The following is a 20264-nucleotide window of genomic DNA, read 5'->3' as shown; positions in this document are numbered from 1 at the left end:
CTGGAGAAATCTGGCGTTCTAAAAAGTGATCGCGAAAGAGATGCCTTTGGGGGTGTTCCCTCTGCGGTCAATATGGTTGCCTATCCTTTAGGGAAATGCTGTATGGTCGTATTTTAAAGCTGAGTCAGTTTATAAATACAAGTACTAAGGCGTTAGCCTGTATATGAATAATGCAAGAACAGCGAAGCAGCTGGAGCATTATCGGTTTTCAGAAATATTTTGTTAAAAGTTATTGTTGCGACAAGCAATTAGGCTTTAGATCATTTAGGTTTTGCTCCCTTACCGGGGCCGAATGCTAAGAAGCTGTTTTAAAACCTATTCGAGAGCTATTTTAGAAACAGAGACTATAATCATAAAGGCCATTTCTGCGGCATTTAACCACTTTTAAGGATTTCTACTTTCCCGCTTGAATAGGTTTTAAAACAGCTTCTAAGAGGAAGATAAAAAATTACGCGTTTATAAATAAGTGTACAAAGCACAATAAATTGGTGGTAACACCGCACCGCTTGAACACCGGCTTCCCTTCGGGGAAATGAAAATGTAGTCTGATTATTTTCATATTTATAACTATAACATGGAAACCTATGCAACACTATTTACCTAAAGAGCTTAAATACTTGTTTGTATTGCCGCTTATCTTTTTCTCCTTTGTAGTGGCGTATGCGCAGGGCATCACGGTGCAGGGAAAGGTTACTGACGATCAGGGAATGGGGCTTCCTGGCGTAACGGTGCTCCTGAAAGGGACGACCACCGCCGCCCCGACAAGCGTAGACGGGTCCTACACGCTAAACGTGCCAAACGGCAACGGCACGCTGGTGTTTACCTTTATCGGGTATGCGCCCCAGAGTGTGCCCATCAACAACCGCTCCACCATAAACGTGTCACTTTCAACGGATGCGAAAGCGCTGGAAGAAGTAGTGGTGGTAGGGTATGGCACGCAGAAAAAGGAAACAGTTACCGGTTCGGTGGCTGCCGTGAAAGGCGAGGAGCTGGAGAAGTCGCCGGCGCTTAACCTGACGAACTCCATTGCGGGCCGCATGCCGGGCGTTGTGGCTGTGAACAGAAGCGGCGAGCCGGGCTATGATAATTCCATTATCCGCATTAGGGGCTCCAATACCCTGGGCGAGAACGGGGCACTTGTCGTGATTGACGGCGTGCCGGCTCGTGCCGGGGGTATAGAGCGCCTCAACCCGGCCGATATTGCGAGCATATCCGTACTGAAAGATGCCTCCGCAGCCATTTACGGGTCGCGGGCAGCCAACGGCGTTATCCTGGTTACCACCAAGCGGGGCAAATCCGGGAAGCCGGAATTATCTTACTCCTTCAACCAGGGCTTCGCCCGGCCAACTGTAATTCCTGATCTGGCCGACGCCACCCAGTTTGCCGAGATGCGCAACGACCTGGAGATTTACAACCGCGTGCCGGTCCACCTGTGGCAGGAAGCTACGGATGCGTTCGCAAAAACAGGCAGCTACACCCTGCCAGACGGCTCTGTTGTCAATTCGCACTACGGGCCAGAGGATTTTCAGAAGTTCAGAGATGGGTCTAACCCCTGGACGCACCCCAACACGGACTGGTACAAGGCAACACTGAAAGATTGGTCTCCGCAGTCGCAGCACAACCTGCAGCTGCGGGGCGGAAGCGACAATATCCAGTTCCTGACCTCCCTGGGGTATATAAATCAGGATGCGTTCTACAAAAACTCCGCGACAGGGTACAAGCAGTATGACCTGCGCGTGAACCTGGACGCAACCATCAGCAAATACATTAAAGCCAGTGTGGGTATGCTGGGGCGCCAGGAGAACCGCTTTTTCCCGACGGTTGGTGCGCCTGCTATCTTCAGGATGCAGATGCGGGGCATCCCAACCTCCCCGGCCCGTTGGCCTGACGGAAGACCTGGCCCTGACATTGAGAACGGGCAAAACCCCGTGGTTATCACCACCAACGAAACAGGCTATGACCGCGACACCCGCAACTACCTGCAGACAAACGGCTCGGTGGAGATTACCAACCCCTGGATTGAAGGCCTGAAACTTACTGGTACAGCTGCGGTGGATAAATTTACACGCCGCGAGAAAAGATGGCAGATTCCGTGGTACCTGTACTCCTGGGACAAGACATCCTATGAAGCAGACGGTGTTACCCCATTGCTTAAGTCTGGCAGAAGAGGCCCTGCCGACCCGAACTTAGAACTGGCCAGTGAAGACCAGCTGAACATTTTGCTGGGTGGTATCCTGACGTATGAGCGGTCGTTTGGAAACCATGCCATCACAGTGTTGGCGGGTACTAACCGGGAGACCATCGATTGGGACCGTTTCACTGCATTCCGCAGGTATTTCATTTCTCCGGCCGTAGACCAAATCGGTGTAGGTGGGAACCTGGAGCGAAATAATGGTGGCGATGCCTCTGAGCGGGCGCGCTTGAGCCACTTCGGCCGTGTTGCCTATAACTATCAGGAGAAGTACATGGCAGAGTTTCTGTGGCGCTACGACGCCTCCGACATCTTCCCGAGCGATACCCGATACGGATTCTTTCCTGGGGTGCTGGCCGCCTGGCAGATTTCAGAAGAAAATTTCTTCAAGGATAACGTATCTTTTGTCAATTACCTGAAGCTGCGCGGATCGTGGGGGCAGATGGGTAATGACAACCTGGGTCCGGAAGGTAATCAGTATAACTATTTATCGACCAACTCCTTCAATACCTATATAATAGGAGGGCAGGAAGTGTCCACGCTGCGCGAGAACCTGGCACCTAACCCAAATGTTACCTGGGAGGTGGCAAATAATGCCAACATTGGTGTGGATGGTCAATTACTACAAGGCAGGATTAACTTCGAATTTGATGTGTTTTACAACAAGCGCACCAACATCCTGGCCTTCCGGAATGGATCATTGCCTCAGACTACTGGCTTGATTCCTCCTCGCGAAAACATTGGAGAGGTGACGAACCGTGGATGGGATGCCCTGATAGGTTACAATGGCCAGATTGGCGAGGTCGTATTCCGTGTTAGTGCCAACGGGGGATATGCCAAGAACGAAATCCTGTTTTGGGATGAGGCCTCGGGAGCCCCGGCACACCAGCGGTCTACGGGCAGCCCTATGGGGACGGCGCTCCGCTATGAATATGACGGGGTGTTTGTTGACCAGGCTGACATAGATGCCAATCCGCTTGACTATAGCGCCATTGTGGGCACTTTGCGCCCCGGAGATATGAAGTACAAAGACATCTCAGGCCCCAATGGCGTGCCGGATGGCAAGATCACACCGGACGACAGAACAAGAGACCCGCGCAATGACATCCCTACTTTCCAGGGCGGCCTGAACGCGAACGCGAGCTACAAAAACTTTGACTTTAGCGTGCTTTTCCAAGGGTCGGCCGGAGCCGTGATGACGCTGGGCACAGGCGAGATGGGCAGTATCGGTAATTTCCTGGAGGACATATATGTGAACCGCTGGACCGTGGCGAACCCAAGCTCCGAACACCCGCGCATCGCTGACCGCGGGAACCAGTACTACTCTGGCGGTAACACTTACTGGATGCGGAGCACCAACTATATCCGGCTGAAGAACATTGAACTGGGCTATACCCTGCCGTCTGTGCTTGGCGGCAAAGTGGGCCTGAATGCGCTGCGGGTATATGTAAACGCCCTGAACCTGGTTACCTGGGACAAGTTGAAAGTATATGACCCGGAGAACGTGAATGCCAATGGCCAGTACTATCCGCAGTCGAAAATTATTAACACCGGTGTAACAGCAACATTTTAAGCGCAATCGACATGAAGAACATACATAAATTAAAATCACTGTCCTGGGGGCTTTTTACGGCACTGGTGCTCTCTACCGGCTGTAACGACGACTTCCTGGACACAAAGCCTTTGACCAAAATTCCATCCGAGGTGGTATGGACAGACGCGGGCCTTGCAGAGGCATTCGTGACAGACATATACACTGCCCTGGGCAATGGCGGCTTTGACGAGCAGATGCAGGCATCGCTCACGGATGAGGCATTGTTTACGCACCCGGGCCGGGGCATCAACACCATTACTGAGGCCCGCTCGAACCCGGCAGAACCAGGCTGGATCAACTCTACCCTGAACTGGCCGGATATGTATCGCAGGATACGGGCGGCGAATTTGGCCATCGAAAACCTGCGGGACCCCAAGTTCGATAACCCTGCCATGGCAGAACGGCTCTTGGGCGAAGCCCTGTTTATGCGGGCTTACCTATACCACCAGCTCGTGCGCTACTATGGTGGCGTACCGCTCGTGGACAGGTCCTATGTACTGGGCGAGGCCGATTATTCCATCTCCCGGAACACGTTTGCGGAATGCATCGACTTTATTGTGAAAGACGCAGACGAGGCCGCGCAGCTGCTCGAAGGCAAATCTCTGGCGAAAGGGCGAAGCTCCACCGCTGCGGCGCTGGCCCTGAAGTCGCGGGTGCTGCTGTATGCCGCCAGCGACCTGCACGACATCCCGACGGCCAGTGCAAAGTCGGCGGTCATTGCCGGCTACGCGCAGAAAGAGCTGATCGGCTACACAAGCGGAGACCAGACGGAGCGTTGGCGAAAGGCTCAGGCGGCCGCCAAAGCCGTACTGGATTTGCCCGGCCTTGGGTATGCGCTGGGCCTGTCGGCACCGGTGTCACGGGAGGAAGGCAAGACCAACTACATGAACGTGGCTTTGTCTCGTGGCGGTGGCGAGCAGGAGATGATCTTTGGCCGATACTTTATCCAGTCGAAGAACGAAGGCGGCGGACGGATTGGTTTGTTTAACGGCCCGAACGGATACCGCAACTGGGCAGGCAATACGCCCCTGCAGGATTTGGTAGACGACTATGAGATGATGGACGGCAGCGAGTTCAGCTGGAGCGATCCCAATCATCGTGCCGCACCATACGACAACCGCGACCCACGCCTGGAGGCTACCGTGCTGTATGACGGCGCAAACTGGAAGCCGCGCTTCACTACCAATGATCCCGCCAACCAGATTCAGACAGGGCAGTATGAGGTGCTTGATGACAAAGGAATAAAAACAATTCACTTTGGCCTGGATTCCCGGCAGAGCTCCATCGAGGACTGGAATGGCACCCGTACCGGCTACTACATGCGCAAGTTTGTTGATCCGAACCCGAACCTTGTGGACATGAACATGTGGCAGCAGGTGCCATGGGCGTTCTTCCGGTACACCGAAGCCGTGCTGAACTACGTGGAGGCCAGCATCGAACTGGGCGAGGATGCCGTGGCTCTGGAATGGCTGAACAAGGTGCGCTTCCGTGCTGGTATGCCCGCCATAACGGAGGGAGGCGACGCGCTGATGGAACGGTACCGCAACGAGCGCAGGGTAGAGATGGCCTACGAAGAGCAGCGCTACCACGACGTGCGTCGCTGGATGATCGCCTCAGAGGTAATGGGCAAACAGCCCCGCATCATCGACATCAAAGGAAGCCTGAAGCCTGGCAAACAGGTAACGCTTTATCAGTATAACCCCGAGAACTATACCTATAGCTATAACCCGATAGAGCTGGGTAAAGGAATTGAGAATCGGGCCTGGGATGGCAAAATGTTCTACCTGCCGATTCACCGCGATGAGATGAACCGAAACGACAAGCTGGTTCAGAACCCGGGGTACTAAAAATATCTTTGTTTCCTTACTATCTATGCCGGCCGCTTTGTGCTGGCATAGATTTTTTTTATCGCCTGGCTGACACTAATGTTATACCATAATGAGATGATTTTTGCGCATTACAATTTCTCGATAACACCAATATCCAATAATACACATACCCCCTACAGGTACATGGGAAAAATTCCCCTCTTGGGAGGGGTAGGGGTGGGTTTTTTTAGCTGCTACCTCACAAACCCTTTTAAATGCGCAAAATCTCTTATATCGGTATGAATTTCTTTTTTGGGAGCAAAAATCTAAAGTCAGGCTCATTTCTGGAAAATTTGCGGCCTAAAAGATCAATTTTAAGCATGCGCTTTGAGGCAAGTCCGTCGCTAAAAGTAGCATCAGCTTTATTTTCTGCTAAAAGTTCTGTAAAATCAAAAGTGATAAGCGTTTAGGCGTGTCGCGGCAAAGCTTTTCAAGCCATACCCCAGGTATAGGTTTGTTTAAAGCGGCGCTACTCGCTTACCCTCATATCAGCATTTGCTTTTATACCACCCTATTGCCCTTGTCTATGCCCAAGCTTACCCCCATACTACCTGCATTCCTGTTTTTTACCCTTGTTGCTTTCTCCGGGTGCCAGGAAAAGCCAGTGCCAGACGAGAAGCAGGAAGCCACCGCCCCTGTTGTCTCCAACCCGCTTTTTACGCTGCTGCCAGCCAGCAAAACAGGCATCAGTTTCTCCAATAACCTGACGGAGGGACTAAACACCAATGTGCTGATGTATGAGTACTTCTACAACGGCGGCGGAGTGGCAGTAGGCGACGTAAATGGCGATGGGCTGCCCGATATTTACTTTACAGGGAACATGGTGCCCAACCAGCTATACCTCAACAAAGGCAACATGCAGTTCGAGGACATTACGGCCAGCGCAGGTGTGGCCGGGCGCAGCACCCCGTGGGCCACGGGGGTAACAATGGCCGATGTGAACGGCGACGGGCTGTTGGATCTGTATGTCTGCTACTCGGGGAAGGTGCGGCCCGAAAACCGGGAAAACCAGCTGTTTATCAACGAGGGGCCGGATGCCAGTGGGGTGCCCCGTTTTTCGGAGCGGGCAGCCCGGTATGGCCTGGCGATTCCCTCAAACAGCACGCAGGCTGTTTTCTTTGACTTCGACCGGGACAGCGACCTGGATATGTTCCTGCTCAACCACAGCCCGGAGTCGTTGCCCTTGCTGGATGAGGTGACGACAGCGGCCATCCTCAAAACAGCGGATGACCAGCGCGGGGCGCGGCTTTTTAGAAACGACAAGGGCCATTTCCAGGACATCACTAAAGAGGCCGGCATTCAGTCTTCGTCATTGTCCTATGGCCTGGGGGCCGGAGTGGCCGACATCAACGGCGACGGCTGGCCGGATATCTATGTGTCCAATGATTATGATATCCCGGATTTCCTGTACATCAACAACCGCAACGGCACTTTCACCGATCAGCTCAAAACAGGCATGGGCCATACCTCTCACTTCTCGATGGGCAACGATGTGGCAGACATTAACAACGACGGCTTACCGGATATCTTCACGCTAGACATGCTGCCCGAGGACAACCGCCGGCAGAAGCTGCTGTTCGCCCCGGACAATTATGAGAAGTTTGACCTCAGTCTGAAGTCGGGCTTCCATTACCAGTACATGCGGAACATGCTGCAGCTGAACAACGGCAACGGCACGTTCAGCGAGGCCGGGCAAATGGCCGGTCTCTCGAACACCGACTGGAGCTGGGCCCCGCTCGTGGCGGACTATGACAACGACGGCTGGAAAGACATCTTCGTTACCAACGGCTACCAGCGCGACTATACCAACATGGACTTCATCAAGTACATGAGCAGCTTTGTGCAGCAAAAGGGAGAGAACATGGGCCGGGCGCACGTGCTGGAGCTGGTCAGGAAGATGCCCTCATCCAACGTTACGAACTATATCTTCCAGAACGAGGCGGGGGCAGCTTTTGCGAGCAAGGGTGCCGCATGGGGGATCGACCGGCCCTCCAACAGCAATGGGGCCGCCTACGCCGACCTGGACAATGACGGCGACCTGGACTTGATCGTCAACAACATCAACGAGCCCGCCTTTGTCTACCAGAACCAGGCCAATACCCTGCTGAATCACCGTTACCTGCAACTCAGGCTGAAGGGCGCGGGGCAGAATACCGCCGGGATTGGGGCGAAAGTGACGCTTTATACCCAGGGCAGGCAGCAGTACCAGGAGCAGATGCTGGCGCGGGGCTACCAGTCCAGTGTGTCGCCGGTGCTGCACTTCGGGCTCGGGCAAGCAGAGGCGGTTGACTCGCTGCGCATTGTGTGGCAAAGCGGCAAGCAGCAGGTACTGCGCGGTGTGAAGGCAAACCAGCAGCTTGCCCTGTCCGAAAGCGATGCGCAGGAAGTGTATAAGCCCGCCAAAGGTATAGCCCCTGTGTTTGAAGAAGTGAATCCGCCTTTTGCGTTTGCCCACCAAAAAACCAATCTGAATGACTTTAAGCGGCAGCCCTTGCTGGTAAACCCAATGTCGTTTGCCGGGCCTTGCCTGGCGAAGGCGGATGTGAACGGCGATGGCCGGGAGGATGTGTTTGTGGGAGGTGGCAAAGGGCAGGCAGCCCAGCTCTACCTGCAGCAAAAGAACGGCCGTTTTGTGGCGCAGCCAGGGGCCGCTTTTGAAACCGATAGGATGAGCGACGACGTGGAGGCCGTGTTTTTTGATGCCAACAACGACAAGTACCCGGACCTGTATGTGGTGAGCGGCGGCTATCACGACTTCGCCCCGGAAGACGCCCTGCTGCAGGACAGGCTCTACCTCAACGATGGCAAGGGCAACTATACCCGGAGTGCCAGGGCCCTGCCGCCCATGCGCGTGAGCACCAGTTGCGCACGGGCGGCCGACATCAACGGCGACGGTTTTTTGGATCTGTTTGTCGGAGGCCGTGTGGTACCCGGCCGCTACCCGGAAACGCCGCGAAGCTACGTGCTGCTCAACAACGGGGAAGGGCAGTTTAAGGACAAAACAGCCCTTGTGGCCCCCGCTTTGCAGCAGCTGGGGATGGTGACCGATGCCGCCTGGCAGGACCTGAACGGAGACCAGAAGCCGGAACTGGTGCTGGTGGGGGAGTGGATGCCGGTAACGGTGTATGAAATAGCCGGAGGCAAACTACAGGATGTCACGGAAAAGTACTTTACCCGGAAGTATACCGGATGGTGGAATAAACTACTCACAGGAGACTTTAACCAGGATGGCAAACCCGACCTCGTGATCGGCAACCTGGGGCTCAACGCGCAGATGAAGGCATCAGCCGGGCAGCCGGTAGAGATGTATTACAAAGACTTTGACGACAACGGCTCCGTAGACCCCATCCTGACGTTTTACATGCAGGGCAAAAGCTACCCCTACGTGACCCGGGACGAGCTGCTGGACCAGATGAGTGTGATGCGCACCCGCTTCACCGACTATAAAAGCTATGCCGACGCCACCTTGCAGGATATTTTCTCGGCCGACAACCTGAAAGACGCTGGCCACTTATCGGCCAGCCACTTGCAGACAACGTATTTTGAGCAAAATGCGCAGGGCAAGTTTCAGGAAAAGCCTCTGCCAAAAGAAGTGCAGTATGCCCCCATACACGCCATGGCTACCACAGATTACAACGGCGACGGCCATCCGGATTTGCTGCTGGCGGGTAACATTAACCAGGCCCGGCTGCGCTTCGGCAAATATGACGCAAATTATGGGGCCTTGCTGCAAGGCGACGGGAAAGGCGGGTTTACCTATATACCACAGGCCAAATCGGGCTTAAAGCTGCAGGGCGATGTGCGGAGCATACTGGAGGTAAACAACACTTTTGTGTTCGGCATTAACCAGCAGGCACTCAGGGCATACAAACTTAAGCCAGTTGCCAGATAAAACCCTGCCCGTGGCGGGCATACACACAACGGTTAGGCAGCAGTAGAGCGTGCAAAATATGAAATCTGAAGGCTTGCTATATCATAAAACTTAGTGTTTCATTTGGTAGATATAAATATTTATTTATATTTAAGATAGATTTAAGCTTTGGGGCCAACTTGGTTTTAAGGCAAGCAATCAGGGCATTTTGTCCTGATCCAGACTACGCCTGAAAAGCTTTGGTACGCTGCGATGGTGCCGTATAGGTAGGTCGATTTAAAGGATAATAGCAGCCATCGCCGCACTAGCCCCTTGTATAAGATGATGAGAAGAGATGAATTTATAAAAAGTAGCCTGCTCGGCGCTCTTGCCCTTACAAGCGGTGCATCAGCCATGGCAGAGACCCTGCCATCCGGGAAGAAAGAAGCCAAGCCCTTTCACCTGAAATATGCGCCTCACTTTGGCATGTTCAAGAACTCGGCTGGCGACGACCTGATCAAACAGCTAAACTTTATGCGGGAGCAGGGCTTCATGGCGCTGGAGGACAATGGTATGATGGGCCGCCCTGTGAGCGAGCAAGAGCGCATAGGCAAAGAACTCACTCGCCTCGGTATGACCATGGGCGTGTTTGTGGTGGATAAAGGGGGCAATTCCCAAAATTCGCTGGCTGCGGGCAAGAAGGAATATGTGGATATCTTTCTGGACGGATGCAGGCGGGCCGTGGATGTGGCCAGGCGCGTGAATGCAAAATGGGTAACCGTGGTACCTGGCGACTTTGAGCGCAACCTGCCGATTGGTCTGCAAACCGCAAACGTGATCGAAGCCCTGCGCCGGGGAGCCGAGATACTGGAGCCGCACGGAATTGTTATGGTGCTCGAGCCGCTCAGCGATTCACCCAACCTTTACCTGCGCACCTCAGACCAGACGTACATGATCTGTAAAGCCGTGAACAGCCCTTCCTGCAAGTTGCTGTACGATATCTACCACATGCAGAAAAACGAGGGGCACCTGATCCGCAACCTCGACCTGACCTGGGAGGAGATCGCCTACATTCAGGTTGGCGATAACCCGGGCCGGAATGAGCCTACCACAGGTGAGATCAATTACAAAAACGTATTCAAACACATCCACGAGAAAGGCTATAAAGGCATTGTTGGGATGGAGCATGGCGTGTCACGAAAGGAAAAGGAAGGCGAAATGGCCCTGATCCGCGCTTACAGAGAGGTAGATGATTTCCTGCCGGCATAATACTGCCCTGTTTATAGTGCCTGAAAGGGTAAGAGCATGTTTAAATTTTGCTTCCAAAGAGGAAATTTAAACATGCTTTAAATATGATGGTGTGCCATGCTGCGCGGAGTTTATACCCTCCGGCCAGTTGTTAAACAGGCTACTGCATCAGGCGATAAAAGCCAGATGTAGCAGTATCGGCCACAGAACCGTTTGGCGTTTGGTATATAAAATAAGCCTCCAGACTGTGCTGTCGGCTTGCAAACCGAAGGGCCTTCTCCAGCCCCATACCCATCAGGGCGTTATCGTAGGCATCGGCCGTCATCGCGTCCTTGGCCCATACCGTCACGCTGATGAGTTCATTCTTGAGGGGATAGCCTGTTTTGGGGTCTATGAGGTGGGATATTCTCTGGTTGCCGCTTTGGTAAAACTTGCGGTAATTGCCCGAGGTCGTGACGGCCCCTTTTGAGAGCCGGATAATCTTTCGGATGGGATACGGATCGTCTGGGCTACCGCTGGCGGGGCCTTCGATGCCGATGGCCATAGGTTGCCCGCCCGGCTGTTTTGTGCCCTTCACCCGGACTTCTCCCCCCACTTCTACCAGGTAATTCTGGATGCCGCGCTGTTCCAGCAGCCCGGCCAGCACATCCACGGTATAGCCCTGCGCAATGCCGTTCACATCGATGCGCACGCATGGCTTGTCTTTGTGCAGATATCCGTGGCGCAGGCGTATTTTATCCGTTCCCACACAGGCCAGCAGCGCCTTTATAGCCACTGAGTCAGGAAGCCCCGTGGCTGGTGGGCTTGCCCCAAATCCCCAGGCCTGCACAAGTGGCGCCACAGTAATGTCGAAGGTCCCTACCGTCTTTTCAGACACCTGTTGGGCTTTCCGGACAACTTTGCTGAGGTGCCTGTCTACGGGCAGGCCATTTTCTGAGCGATTGAACTGGCTGATCAGCGAGTATGGTTTGTACAGCGAGAGCGAGCTGTCCAGTTGCGCGAAGATGTAGGCCACCTGTGCTTTGGAAATCAGGCTGTCTTCGGCATAGTACGTGATTTGATACGAGGTGCCTTGCGCAAAGCCCCGGATATGGAAAGGAGTAAGCGGAGGCTTCCTGGCGAGAGGCGGCAAAGAGGCGAACAGGAACAGCAACAGGAATCGCATGGCAGGCTAGGGTGCGTTGTGGAGAACAGGTAGGGCGCTGTCTGGGCAGAGGGCTGGTTTTTATACCTGCCCCGGCCTGTGGCAAACACGAGCACCGAACTATAAAGCAGCGAAGACTACCCCACTGCGTAGCGCAGGTTGGGGCAGTCTTCGCTGCAAATAGGTTGAGGCTAGATCACTTTTGTCTTGCCGGGCAGGGCAACCGGGTATAAGCCATCGGGGCCGGGGAGGATCTTCGGCAGGGCATCCCAGGCATAAGTGTCGGGCATCAGGTTGATGTCGGAGTTGAGGGCATCCTCCCACTTAATCTCTTGCCCCGAGTAGGTGGCGTACCGGCCCAGCAGCGAGGTCATGGTGCTTTTGGCCGCCCGCTCCGCATCCGCGAATTTATACTGCCCGGCCGCTATCGCCTCAAAGAGTTCGTTGTGCTCGGCCTGATAGGGGTTGGGGTCGTTTTTGCCGGCATGGTCGTACAGGGAGTTGCCTTTATAGTCCCAGAGTTTCCCGTCGTTATTGGCCGACAGGTATACTTTGCCTTTGGTGCCCTGAAAGCTCTCATCCACCCGGTTCTTCGTCCCTTCGAAATGGCGGCACTGGCTTTGGATCACGGAGCCGTCGGCATACAGAAACTCCACGGTATGGTTGTCGAAGATCTCGCCATACTCTTTGCCTGTTCGCAGAAAACGGCTGCCGGTGCCCTGCGCCGAAACCGGGTAGCTGTTTTTCACCCAGTTGGCCACGTCGATGTTGTGCACGTGCTGCTCGGTGATATGGTCGCCACAGAGCCAGTTAAAGTAATACCAGTTGCGCATCTGGTACTCCATCTCCGTTTGGTTGGCCTGCCGTGGGCGCACCCATACCCCGCCGCTGTTCCAGTATACCTGCCCGGACACCACATCGCCAATCGCCCCGTCCTCGATGCGCTTGATGGTTTCGCGGTAGTTGTTCTGGTAGCGGCGCTGCAAGCCCACGACCACGTTCAGTTTCTTTTGCTTGGCCTCTTCGGCGGCGGCCAGCACCCTCCGGATACCCGGTGAGTCGGTGGCAACGGGCTTCTCCATGAAGACGTGCTTGTTTTGCCTTACCGCTTCTTCAAAGTGGATGGGACGGAAACCGGGCGGGGTGGCGAGCAGGACGACATCCGCCTCGGCAATGGCCTGCTTATACCCATCGAACCCGACAAATTTTTTGTTCTCCGGAACGGCTATTTTCGCTTTCCCATACTTGCCGAACAGGTTTTTATAGCTGTCGTCCAGCCGGTCGCGGAATGCGTCGGCCATGGCCACCAGCTTAATGTCGTGCTTGGTTTCCAGCGCCTGGAAAGCGGCCCCGGTGCCTCTGCCGCCGCACCCGATCAGGGCAATCTTGATGGTGCCTTTGCCTGCGGCGTATGCCCCGGCCAGCGGCAGGCTACTTAGCATGGCGCCCCCCGCCAGCAGGGCGGAGGCCTTCAGAAACTCTCTTCGCTTATTCAAGTCAAAATCATTCATAGAGGATAATGTTTTAGCGGTTATAAGATAAAGGAAACGAGCAGGGTGCGGGCTATTGAATAGGTAGCGGAGTGGTGCTAGGGCCACAATGCACTGCTAGTGCTTTGCGGTGTGGCATGCGGCTAATAGTCAGGGGTAGGTGGTTGGTTGTAATAGGTGTCGATGTCTGCTTTGGAGGGCGGGGTTGCCGGGCGCACGAGCCGAAAGCCCACAAACGGGGCCTCGGGGAACCACCAGTTGCTTTTCGGTATCTGGGGGTCTATCCGTTTCCAGCTAGGGTCGGAGCCCTCGCGGTTAGCCGCGCGCAATGCCTCGGCGCCTTCCATAAAAGAGCCTCCCCGTACCACATGGGGGTATAGCTTTTCAGGGACGGCGATGGGGTTGGCAACGGGTTTGCCTTTCAGCTTTCCGTAGAAATCCGGGATATATTGGTCCTGGGTCCATTCGGCCACGTTGCCGTGCATGTCGTACAGGCCCCACGCATTCGGCTTCTTGCTGCCAACAGGGTGTGTTTCCTTGTTGCTGTTGGCCTGATACCACGCATGCTCGCCTAGCTCGGAAGGGGCATCGCCGAAGGCATAGGCCGTGGTGGTGCCTGCGCGGCTGGCATACTCCCACTCGGCTTCTGTGGGCAGACGGTAAAAAACGCCGGTTCGGGTGTATAGCCACTTGCAAAACTGGATGGCGGCGTACTGGGTCATGCCTACGGCAGGGTGGTTTTCCTTGCCCATGCCAAAGGTCATGTCGAGGTAGGGCTTGGTGGGGCGCGTCACGGCGTCCACCTCGGCACTGACTGTTCCGTTGCTCTGCGTGATCTCAAAGTCCTTGTAAACAAAGGGCTCAAAAATATCCCAAGTCACTTCATACTTGCCCATCCAGAACGGGTTAAGCCTGACCAGATGTTGCGGCCCCTCGTCTTTGTCCCTGCCCTGCTCCCCGTCCGGACTTCCCATCTTAAAGTCGCCGCTGGGTATGGGCACCATCTCAAAGGCCAGGTCTGTGCCCGAAATACGCTGCGTATACCCTTCCGCTGGGTTTTGCTGCGAAAAGGCGGTATAGGGTGCAAGCACCAGGGCACTTATGCCGAGGCAAAATATGCTAAAATGTTTTAGTCGGATCATTCCAGCTGCTTATTAAAAAGCGTTTTAAGGGTGATTAGATTGACGGCATTTCATAAGCCCCATACCTTTCTCTCTGCAATCAAATGAAGCAGTATGAACGGGGCTTTGAAAATTCGGAAGCATATAAAAATTGTTATAAAAAATGAGATATGCAAGTAAAAAAGATGAAAAGTGAGTAATAACTTTATTTCGGCCAAGGCGAGGTATAGCAGGCCTGTCGCACTGTGAAATGTAAAGACGCTTCCGTATGATGCCAGGCATGGGTTGCTTTCGCAACATGGCATACTTGCTTACAAAAACGAAATGTACTCCACTCTATCAACTCCGGGCAAGCGCACCTGCAGGAGAGCAGCCCTCAACAGTGGTTCCCCGCATATTTTGTGACAGCACCTCCATGCCAGGGCATGTTTTAAGTTCGTTTTTTATTGTTTACTACTGCAGAATCTGCAATATTTAAAGATGGTAAACTGCCAAAGTGTGCTGCCATACCGAGTTGCGCGACACCAGCATACAGCACAGCAGGTATAATCGTGAATTCCTCTGGGCCGGTTCAAGCATTGCTGAGGCTCGCCTGAAAAAATAAGAGTGGCTATTGCATGTATAGCGCCTGTTTGCACTTTGTTAGGCAGCAGCAACGGATGGGTTTTAAACAGGCTCCAGGCCATGGCTGTGCGTCCTGTAAAAAAGTATTGATCGTATTTCAAAAGAACATAGCAAAATGAAAGACCAGAACAACCGGCGCACCGCGCTGAAGCACATGGCAGGCGGGGCAGCGGTGTTCGCCTCGGCCATGCTGTTACCGGAATCCCTTAAAGCCGCAGACCACAAAGCGACAAAGCTGAAAGGCCGCATCAAGCACTCCGTCTGCAAATGGTGCTACAAGGACATCCCGCTGGAGGAGCTGTGCAAGGCGGCCAAAGGCATCGGGCTTTCCTCTATCGAGCTGCTGGGCCCCGATGAGTGGCCGATGCTGAAGAAGTACGGTCTGACCTGCGCCATGGCCTGGGGCGCGGAGAAAAGCCTGACCGAAGGATTTAATGACCCTCAGTACCATGACGAACTGGTTGCCCGCTACGAGGCCATGATCCCGAAGGTGGCCAACGCCGGATTGGATAACCTGATCTGCTTTTCGGGCAACCGCAACGGGATGAGCGACGAAGAAGGCATGAAGAACTGCGCCAAAGGCTTGAAAAGGCTGATGGGCACGGCGGAGAAGCACAAGGTGACCCTCTCGATGGAACTGCTCAACAGCAAAGTAAACCACAAAGACTACATGTGCGACCATACTAAATGGGGCGTTGACCTGGTGAAGATGGTGGGTTCTGACCGTTTCAGGCTTCTCTATGACATCTACCATATGCAGATCATGGAAGGAGACGTGATCCGGACGATTCAGGAGTACCATCCCTACATATCGCATTACCATACCGGGGGCGTGCCGGGCCGCAACGAGATCGACAACACGCAGGAGCTGTACTACCCGGCCATCATGCAGGCAATCCTCGATACTGGCTTTAAGGGCTACGTGGCGCAGGAGTTCATACCTAAATCCGCAGAGCCGCTGACCTCCCTCAGAAACAGCATCGTGATCTGCGATGTATAGCCTGCAGTAAAGTTCCGAAGTGGGCTTGTTGAGAGGGAATGAAAATGGGTTGATTTGTACCGGTACTGCAGAAGCAAAATCAAAAGCGGAAAATTTTTTTGCCAGAGGTATGAGGCCCCTGCTTGAAACAGAATACCCCGCCTGCGGAATCCCTCCTCGAAACAAAGGAGGATTTCCATAAAAAAAGAGAGAGGTTGATTGTCTGGAAACAGAACAATCAACCTCTCTCTTTTTTACGGCTGTACCGGCAGGTTGTAAAACAAGTTTATACTTGCTGCCCGCAGTTACTCATTCTCCTTTAAGGTAGCCAGGAAGCTTACCACGTCCCGGATCTCCTTTTTCGTGAGGAGGTACTGCATGTTGGGCATGCTCGAAGGGGCGTTGATGCGTTTCGCGATGTCGCTTTTGCGGATCAGTGTGTCCGGCTGCCCGCCCACCTTTAGCTGCAGGCTGTTGTCTGTCTCTCCCTGTAACACGCCGCCAATCGATTTGCCGCTTTTCAGCTCCACCGTTACCACGCCATACCCGGGGGCAAGGCGCGCGCCGGGGTCAACCAGGGCCTCCAGCAGTTGCGGGCGGCTCAGCCTCCCCGACACGCCGTTCAGACGGGGGCCTGCGTTGCCGCCCAAATCGTCGTAGGAGTGGCACCGGATGCACTGCGCGGTTTGGTGGCTGAAGAAGATGTTGCGGCCGCGCAAAGCGTCGCCGCCATACAGGCTACCCTCAAACGAGGAGGCCTGGGTTTTCGGGGCCATCTTTGCGCTAATGGCTTTGTGGCGGGCAATGAGCGGCCTGGAGTGCGTGCTGTCTATCGCCTCGGCAAGCTCCAGGTGGATTTCCGTGGGGAGTTTGCCCTGCTCCATCTTGGCAAGGAGTTGGTCGAAAACCGGTTGCGTGTTGGCTATTGGCAGTGTGCCGAGCGTGAGCAGGGCCGCCTGTTGCTCTTCCGGGGTCCTCTTCTGATCAATCACGTCCGCCAGCAGTGTCACCATCAGTTCTTTGGGGATGTCCATTTCCGTGAGCATGTCCAGGCCTGCCACCCGCACGCTTTTCTCGGGGTCGGAGAGCGCCTGCCCCACGGCTTTCCCTAAGGGGGCACCCTTGAGCGTGGCCAGCGCCCGAAGCGCCTCTACCCGCACGGTGGCATCTTGGTCGGTTTTCAGGTGGTCTGCCAACTGCGGCGAGGCCTCCGCTATCTGGAGTTTGCCAATGGCCATGGCCGCGCTTAGCCGAAGCGGTGTCTCGGTATGGCCGAGCAGCTGTGTCAGCGCGGGGGCGGCCTGCTTCCTCACTAAGGAAGGGTCTCTTTCCACAACCCCCAGGTACTGGCCGTCCACACGGTCCAGCACAGAAGGCCTGGCCCAGGTGCTGAGTGCCGCCACGGCTTCCGACCGCATGGCTACGGGGGCGCCTTCCTGCTGGCTATAGCCGATCAGGTTCTGCATGGCCTGTGGCGTGCCGACCTGCAGGTTGGCGTTGATGGCGCGGCGCAGCAGGGCCTCGTTCGTGAAGCGGTTGGTTTGCAGTATGTTGCCCAGAGCAGGCATTGCCTTCGGGATGGAGAGGTCGTCGTTGATGGCGCGTGCTGCTTCCGTCACGATATACTCGTCTTCGTCTTGTAGGAATCGCGCAATGGCGGGGTTCCGCATACGGCGCAACGCCACCACGGCGGCCATACGCACCGCCGGCGATGGGTGGCTGGCCAACGCGATGATAGGGTCGGCTTTGCCGATGCGGGCCAGGGCCAGGCTACCGGCGTGGCGTATGTAGGCATCTTCGTCGTTGTTGGCTTGCAGCAATTTAATTAGGGGCTTGACGGCCGGTTCGTACGCGATGCGGCCCAGGGCCTCGGCGGCGAAGAAGCGGGTGCGGCTATTCTCGTCTTTCAGCAGCGGGACCAGCTTTTTGCCTGCCTCCTTATACCGGATGTCGCCCAGCCACTTGGCTGCCTGCGCCCTGATTTCCGGGTCCTTGTCCTTTAAAAGCGGCACCAGCTGCGTGGCGTACTTCTTGTCTTGGCGCGCCAGTTGGCTCATACCCCAGATGCCGTGCACGCGGGCCAGTTGGTGCTCTGTTTGGTTGATGCTTTTCTGAAACTCCCTGGCTCCGTTTTGTCCGCGGGTGGCGAGGGCAAACTGGGCTTTCTGCCGCACGCGCATGTCGGGGTTCTGCAGCAGCAGGCCCAGGTCGCTGTCTTTCCGATCACTGAAATCCGCTGCCAGCAATTGCTGTGTCTGCTGGCGCTCAGGCCAGTTGGCTCCTTCTTGGTCGTCCAGTTTCCAGATGCGGCCGTGGTCTTTGGTGCCCCAGCCCTCAATCCAGTCTGCCACATACATGGCCCCGTCCGGACCGAAGTCGATGCCGGTGGCCAGCACGCCGCTCATGATCTTCTCGCTTTTGCCGAGTTCAAACGTGGCTCCCTTGGGCTTCAGGGTAAATGCGTGGATGCCCGACTTGGCGGGGTTGCCCACAAACTCAGCAATGAAAAACGTGTTTTTATACCGTGGGCTCAGGGCGGTGCCCGGGTTATACAGCATGCCGGTGGGGCCGCTCACGAAGTTGGCGATGGCGGGTGTGATGTAGGCTGCCTGCCCCTCGTGCCGGGGTTTATACATCTTCTCGTCCATCCATACCTTATAGGTGTTGTTTTCCGGGTCGCGGTACTTGCCAAACTGCCAGTTGGTGCGCCACCCGGTGTCAGAGCCGTTCACGATGTAGACCAGGCGCTCGTTCTCGCCGGGGTGGTCGCCGTCGTTGTCCTCGCTGATGATGTTGCCATACTCATCGAAAACAAACTCATGCGTGTTCCGGAGGCCAGCGGCAAAAATCTCAAAGTCGCTGCCGTCGGGGTTAGACCGGGCGATGACGCCGCTGTTCGGGTACTCCCACTTCTGGCCGTCGGGCCCTGTGCCATTGAAGCCGATGTCGCCGATGCCCCAGTAAATCTTCCCGTCCGGCCCCATCTCCAGGCCCGACATGCCGTGCCCGCTAAACCCGACGTGGATGCCATACCCATGCGAAATGGAGGTTTTCTCGTCGGCTATACCGTCGCCGTTTGTGTCTTTCATGCGCCAGAGGTCTGGGGCCACGCCCACAAACAGGTCGTCGCCCTGGGTCAGGATAGCCCCGGCCACGTCGGTCACCTCGTCGTTAAAATCGTTTACCACCAGCTGCGACAGGTCGGCCACGCCGTCACCGTCCCGGTCTTCGAGGCGGTATACGTGCTCTTTCTCCACGGTCATGTCGCGCCAGTCGTGGGAGCCGTCGCCGTTCAGGTCTTTCAGCCAGGTGTTCTTTTTGCTGTTCTCCGGCGACAGGACGCTGTGCAGGAAAGCGCGTTTTTCTTCCACCGTCTTTAGCTGGATCGAGCCGATTTCCCAGTCCTGATGGCCCCTGATGTCGAACTCAGAGTTTTTTTGCCGGTTGGTTCGGGTATAGTATAGCTTTCCGTGGTCGTCGATGTCGATGGAAATCGGGTCGGCCACCAGCGAGTCTACGCCCCAAAGCCGGAGGGTGAGGCCGTCGGCCAGCTCGGGCTTTACCAGCGCCTCAATAGAGCGGGCCAGTTCTGCCGCCTTTTCAGGCACCATTGTCTTTATGCTTTGGTCGGCAGGCTGTTGCATCCAATACCCGGAAAGGACGAAGACAGGGACCAGAGCCGCTGCATAAAGATTCCTTCTGTTTGAAAGGAAAGAAGATTTTGAGGTTTTTTTCATGTGGAGTACGCTGTTGTATATAGACTTCAGGGTATAATTGACGCTGGTAAATCCTCTGCTGCCCTTGCGGAGCAGGCATGTTGAAGTAGTGGCCTATATGGCCGCAAGTGTAAACGATACGCTTAAGATACTAAATATTGCTTTTATTAAACAATATAGTTCAATGATGTCCGTATAAACTTTCAGAAGAAGCAGCCCGTTTGTAGCAAATTTGGCGGGGAAAATTGGAAGTTGGCAGGTTTTGGGGAAAGCGAAACGCGTGGTTCCAAGCAGATCGGACAGGTTTGTTTCATCCCAGGTATAATGAGGCCATTTTGGGTGCTGATGGATATTATCTCCGCAAAACCTGCCCGGAGACAGCGCAGCAGTGCAAGAGAGTCCGTATCAAAATACAGCCGTTTTTTGCGAGGCTTTTCAG

General features: G+C 54.9%; 9 protein-coding genes. 5 read left to right on the top strand and 4 right to left on the bottom strand.

The window, feature by feature from the left end; translation table 11 throughout:
• Nucleotides 1-584 precede the first annotated feature (584 nt).
• From MKJ04_RS20290 to MKJ04_RS20275, 4 genes are all read left to right on the top strand, one after another.
• Nucleotides 585-3764: a SusC/RagA family TonB-linked outer membrane protein gene (locus MKJ04_RS20290; RefSeq protein ID WP_241643659.1), complete on the top strand. Its 3180-nt coding sequence runs from the start codon at nucleotides 585-587 to the stop codon at nucleotides 3762-3764.
• A gap of 11 nt (nucleotides 3765-3775) precedes the next feature.
• Nucleotides 3776-5632, top strand: coding sequence for a RagB/SusD family nutrient uptake outer membrane protein (locus MKJ04_RS20285; protein ID WP_241643658.1), 1857 nt, complete (start codon nucleotides 3776-3778; stop codon nucleotides 5630-5632).
• 547 nt (nucleotides 5633-6179) lie between these two features.
• Nucleotides 6180-9545 carry a VCBS repeat-containing protein gene (locus tag MKJ04_RS20280; protein ID WP_241643656.1) on the top strand — a complete coding sequence of 1122 codons (3366 nt, stop codon included), beginning with the start codon at nucleotides 6180-6182 and terminating at the stop codon, nucleotides 9543-9545.
• Nucleotides 9546-9845: 300 nt separating this feature from the next.
• Nucleotides 9846-10772, top strand: a complete 927-nt coding sequence (locus MKJ04_RS20275; protein ID WP_241643654.1) for a hydroxypyruvate isomerase family protein — start codon at nucleotides 9846-9848, stop codon at nucleotides 10770-10772.
• A 139-nt stretch (nucleotides 10773-10911) separates the two neighbouring features.
• On the opposite strand, the gene MKJ04_RS20270 is transcribed toward MKJ04_RS20275, so the two are convergent.
• The 3 genes from MKJ04_RS20270 to MKJ04_RS20260 all read right to left on the bottom strand — a co-directional run bounded on the left by MKJ04_RS20270 (nucleotide 10912) and on the right by MKJ04_RS20260 (nucleotide 14527).
• Nucleotides 10912-11916 (bottom strand): FAD:protein FMN transferase, encoded by a 1005-nt coding sequence (locus tag MKJ04_RS20270; protein WP_241643652.1) that lies wholly within the window; start codon nucleotides 11914-11916, stop codon nucleotides 10912-10914.
• Between the two features lie 170 nt (nucleotides 11917-12086).
• On the bottom strand, nucleotides 12087-13406 hold the full coding sequence (locus MKJ04_RS20265; RefSeq protein ID WP_241643650.1) for a Gfo/Idh/MocA family protein: 1320 nt from the start codon (nucleotides 13404-13406) through the stop codon (nucleotides 12087-12089).
• A gap of 122 nt (nucleotides 13407-13528) precedes the next feature.
• Nucleotides 13529-14527 carry a formylglycine-generating enzyme family protein gene (locus tag MKJ04_RS20260; RefSeq protein ID WP_241643648.1) on the bottom strand — a complete coding sequence of 333 codons (999 nt, stop codon included), beginning with the start codon at nucleotides 14525-14527 and terminating at the stop codon, nucleotides 13529-13531.
• 718 nt (nucleotides 14528-15245) lie between these two features.
• On the opposite strand from MKJ04_RS20260, the gene MKJ04_RS20255 reads away from it, so the two are divergent.
• On the top strand, nucleotides 15246-16130 hold the full coding sequence (locus MKJ04_RS20255) for a hydroxypyruvate isomerase family protein (protein ID WP_241643645.1): 885 nt from the start codon (nucleotides 15246-15248) through the stop codon (nucleotides 16128-16130).
• A 284-nt stretch (nucleotides 16131-16414) separates the two neighbouring features.
• Here the strand turns inward: MKJ04_RS20255 and MKJ04_RS20250 are convergent, their stop codons facing one another.
• The gene (locus MKJ04_RS20250; protein ID WP_241643643.1) at nucleotides 16415-19846 is read right to left on the bottom strand and encodes a HEAT repeat domain-containing protein; all 3432 of its coding nucleotides are present in this window, start codon (nucleotides 19844-19846) and stop codon (nucleotides 16415-16417) included.
• Nucleotides 19847-20264 lie beyond the last annotated feature (418 nt).

The sequence above is a fragment of the Pontibacter sp. E15-1 genome (assembly GCF_022601975.1).
In the GTDB taxonomy this organism is placed as follows: domain Bacteria; phylum Bacteroidota; class Bacteroidia; order Cytophagales; family Hymenobacteraceae; genus Pontibacter.
The sequence above is the reverse complement of the archived record's forward strand: the minus strand, read 5'-3'. Positions and strand labels throughout refer to the sequence as shown.

Coding starts and splice junctions, on each gene's coding strand:
- MKJ04_RS20290 (WP_241643659.1), top strand. CDS start 585: ATGCAACACTATTTACCTAAAGAGCTTAAATACTTGTTTGTATTGCCG.
- MKJ04_RS20285 (WP_241643658.1), top strand. CDS start 3,776: ATGAAGAACATACATAAATTAAAATCACTGTCCTGGGGGCTTTTTACG.
- MKJ04_RS20280 (WP_241643656.1), top strand. CDS start 6,180: ATGCCCAAGCTTACCCCCATACTACCTGCATTCCTGTTTTTTACCCTT.
- MKJ04_RS20275 (WP_241643654.1), top strand. CDS start 9,846: ATGATGAGAAGAGATGAATTTATAAAAAGTAGCCTGCTCGGCGCTCTT.
- MKJ04_RS20270 (WP_241643652.1), bottom strand. CDS start 11,916: ATGCGATTCCTGTTGCTGTTCCTGTTCGCCTCTTTGCCGCCTCTCGCC.
- MKJ04_RS20265 (WP_241643650.1), bottom strand. CDS start 13,406: ATGAATGATTTTGACTTGAATAAGCGAAGAGAGTTTCTGAAGGCCTCC.
- MKJ04_RS20260 (WP_241643648.1), bottom strand. CDS start 14,527: ATGATCCGACTAAAACATTTTAGCATATTTTGCCTCGGCATAAGTGCC.
- MKJ04_RS20255 (WP_241643645.1), top strand. CDS start 15,246: ATGAAAGACCAGAACAACCGGCGCACCGCGCTGAAGCACATGGCAGGC.
- MKJ04_RS20250 (WP_241643643.1), bottom strand. CDS start 19,846: ATGAAAAAAACCTCAAAATCTTCTTTCCTTTCAAACAGAAGGAATCTT.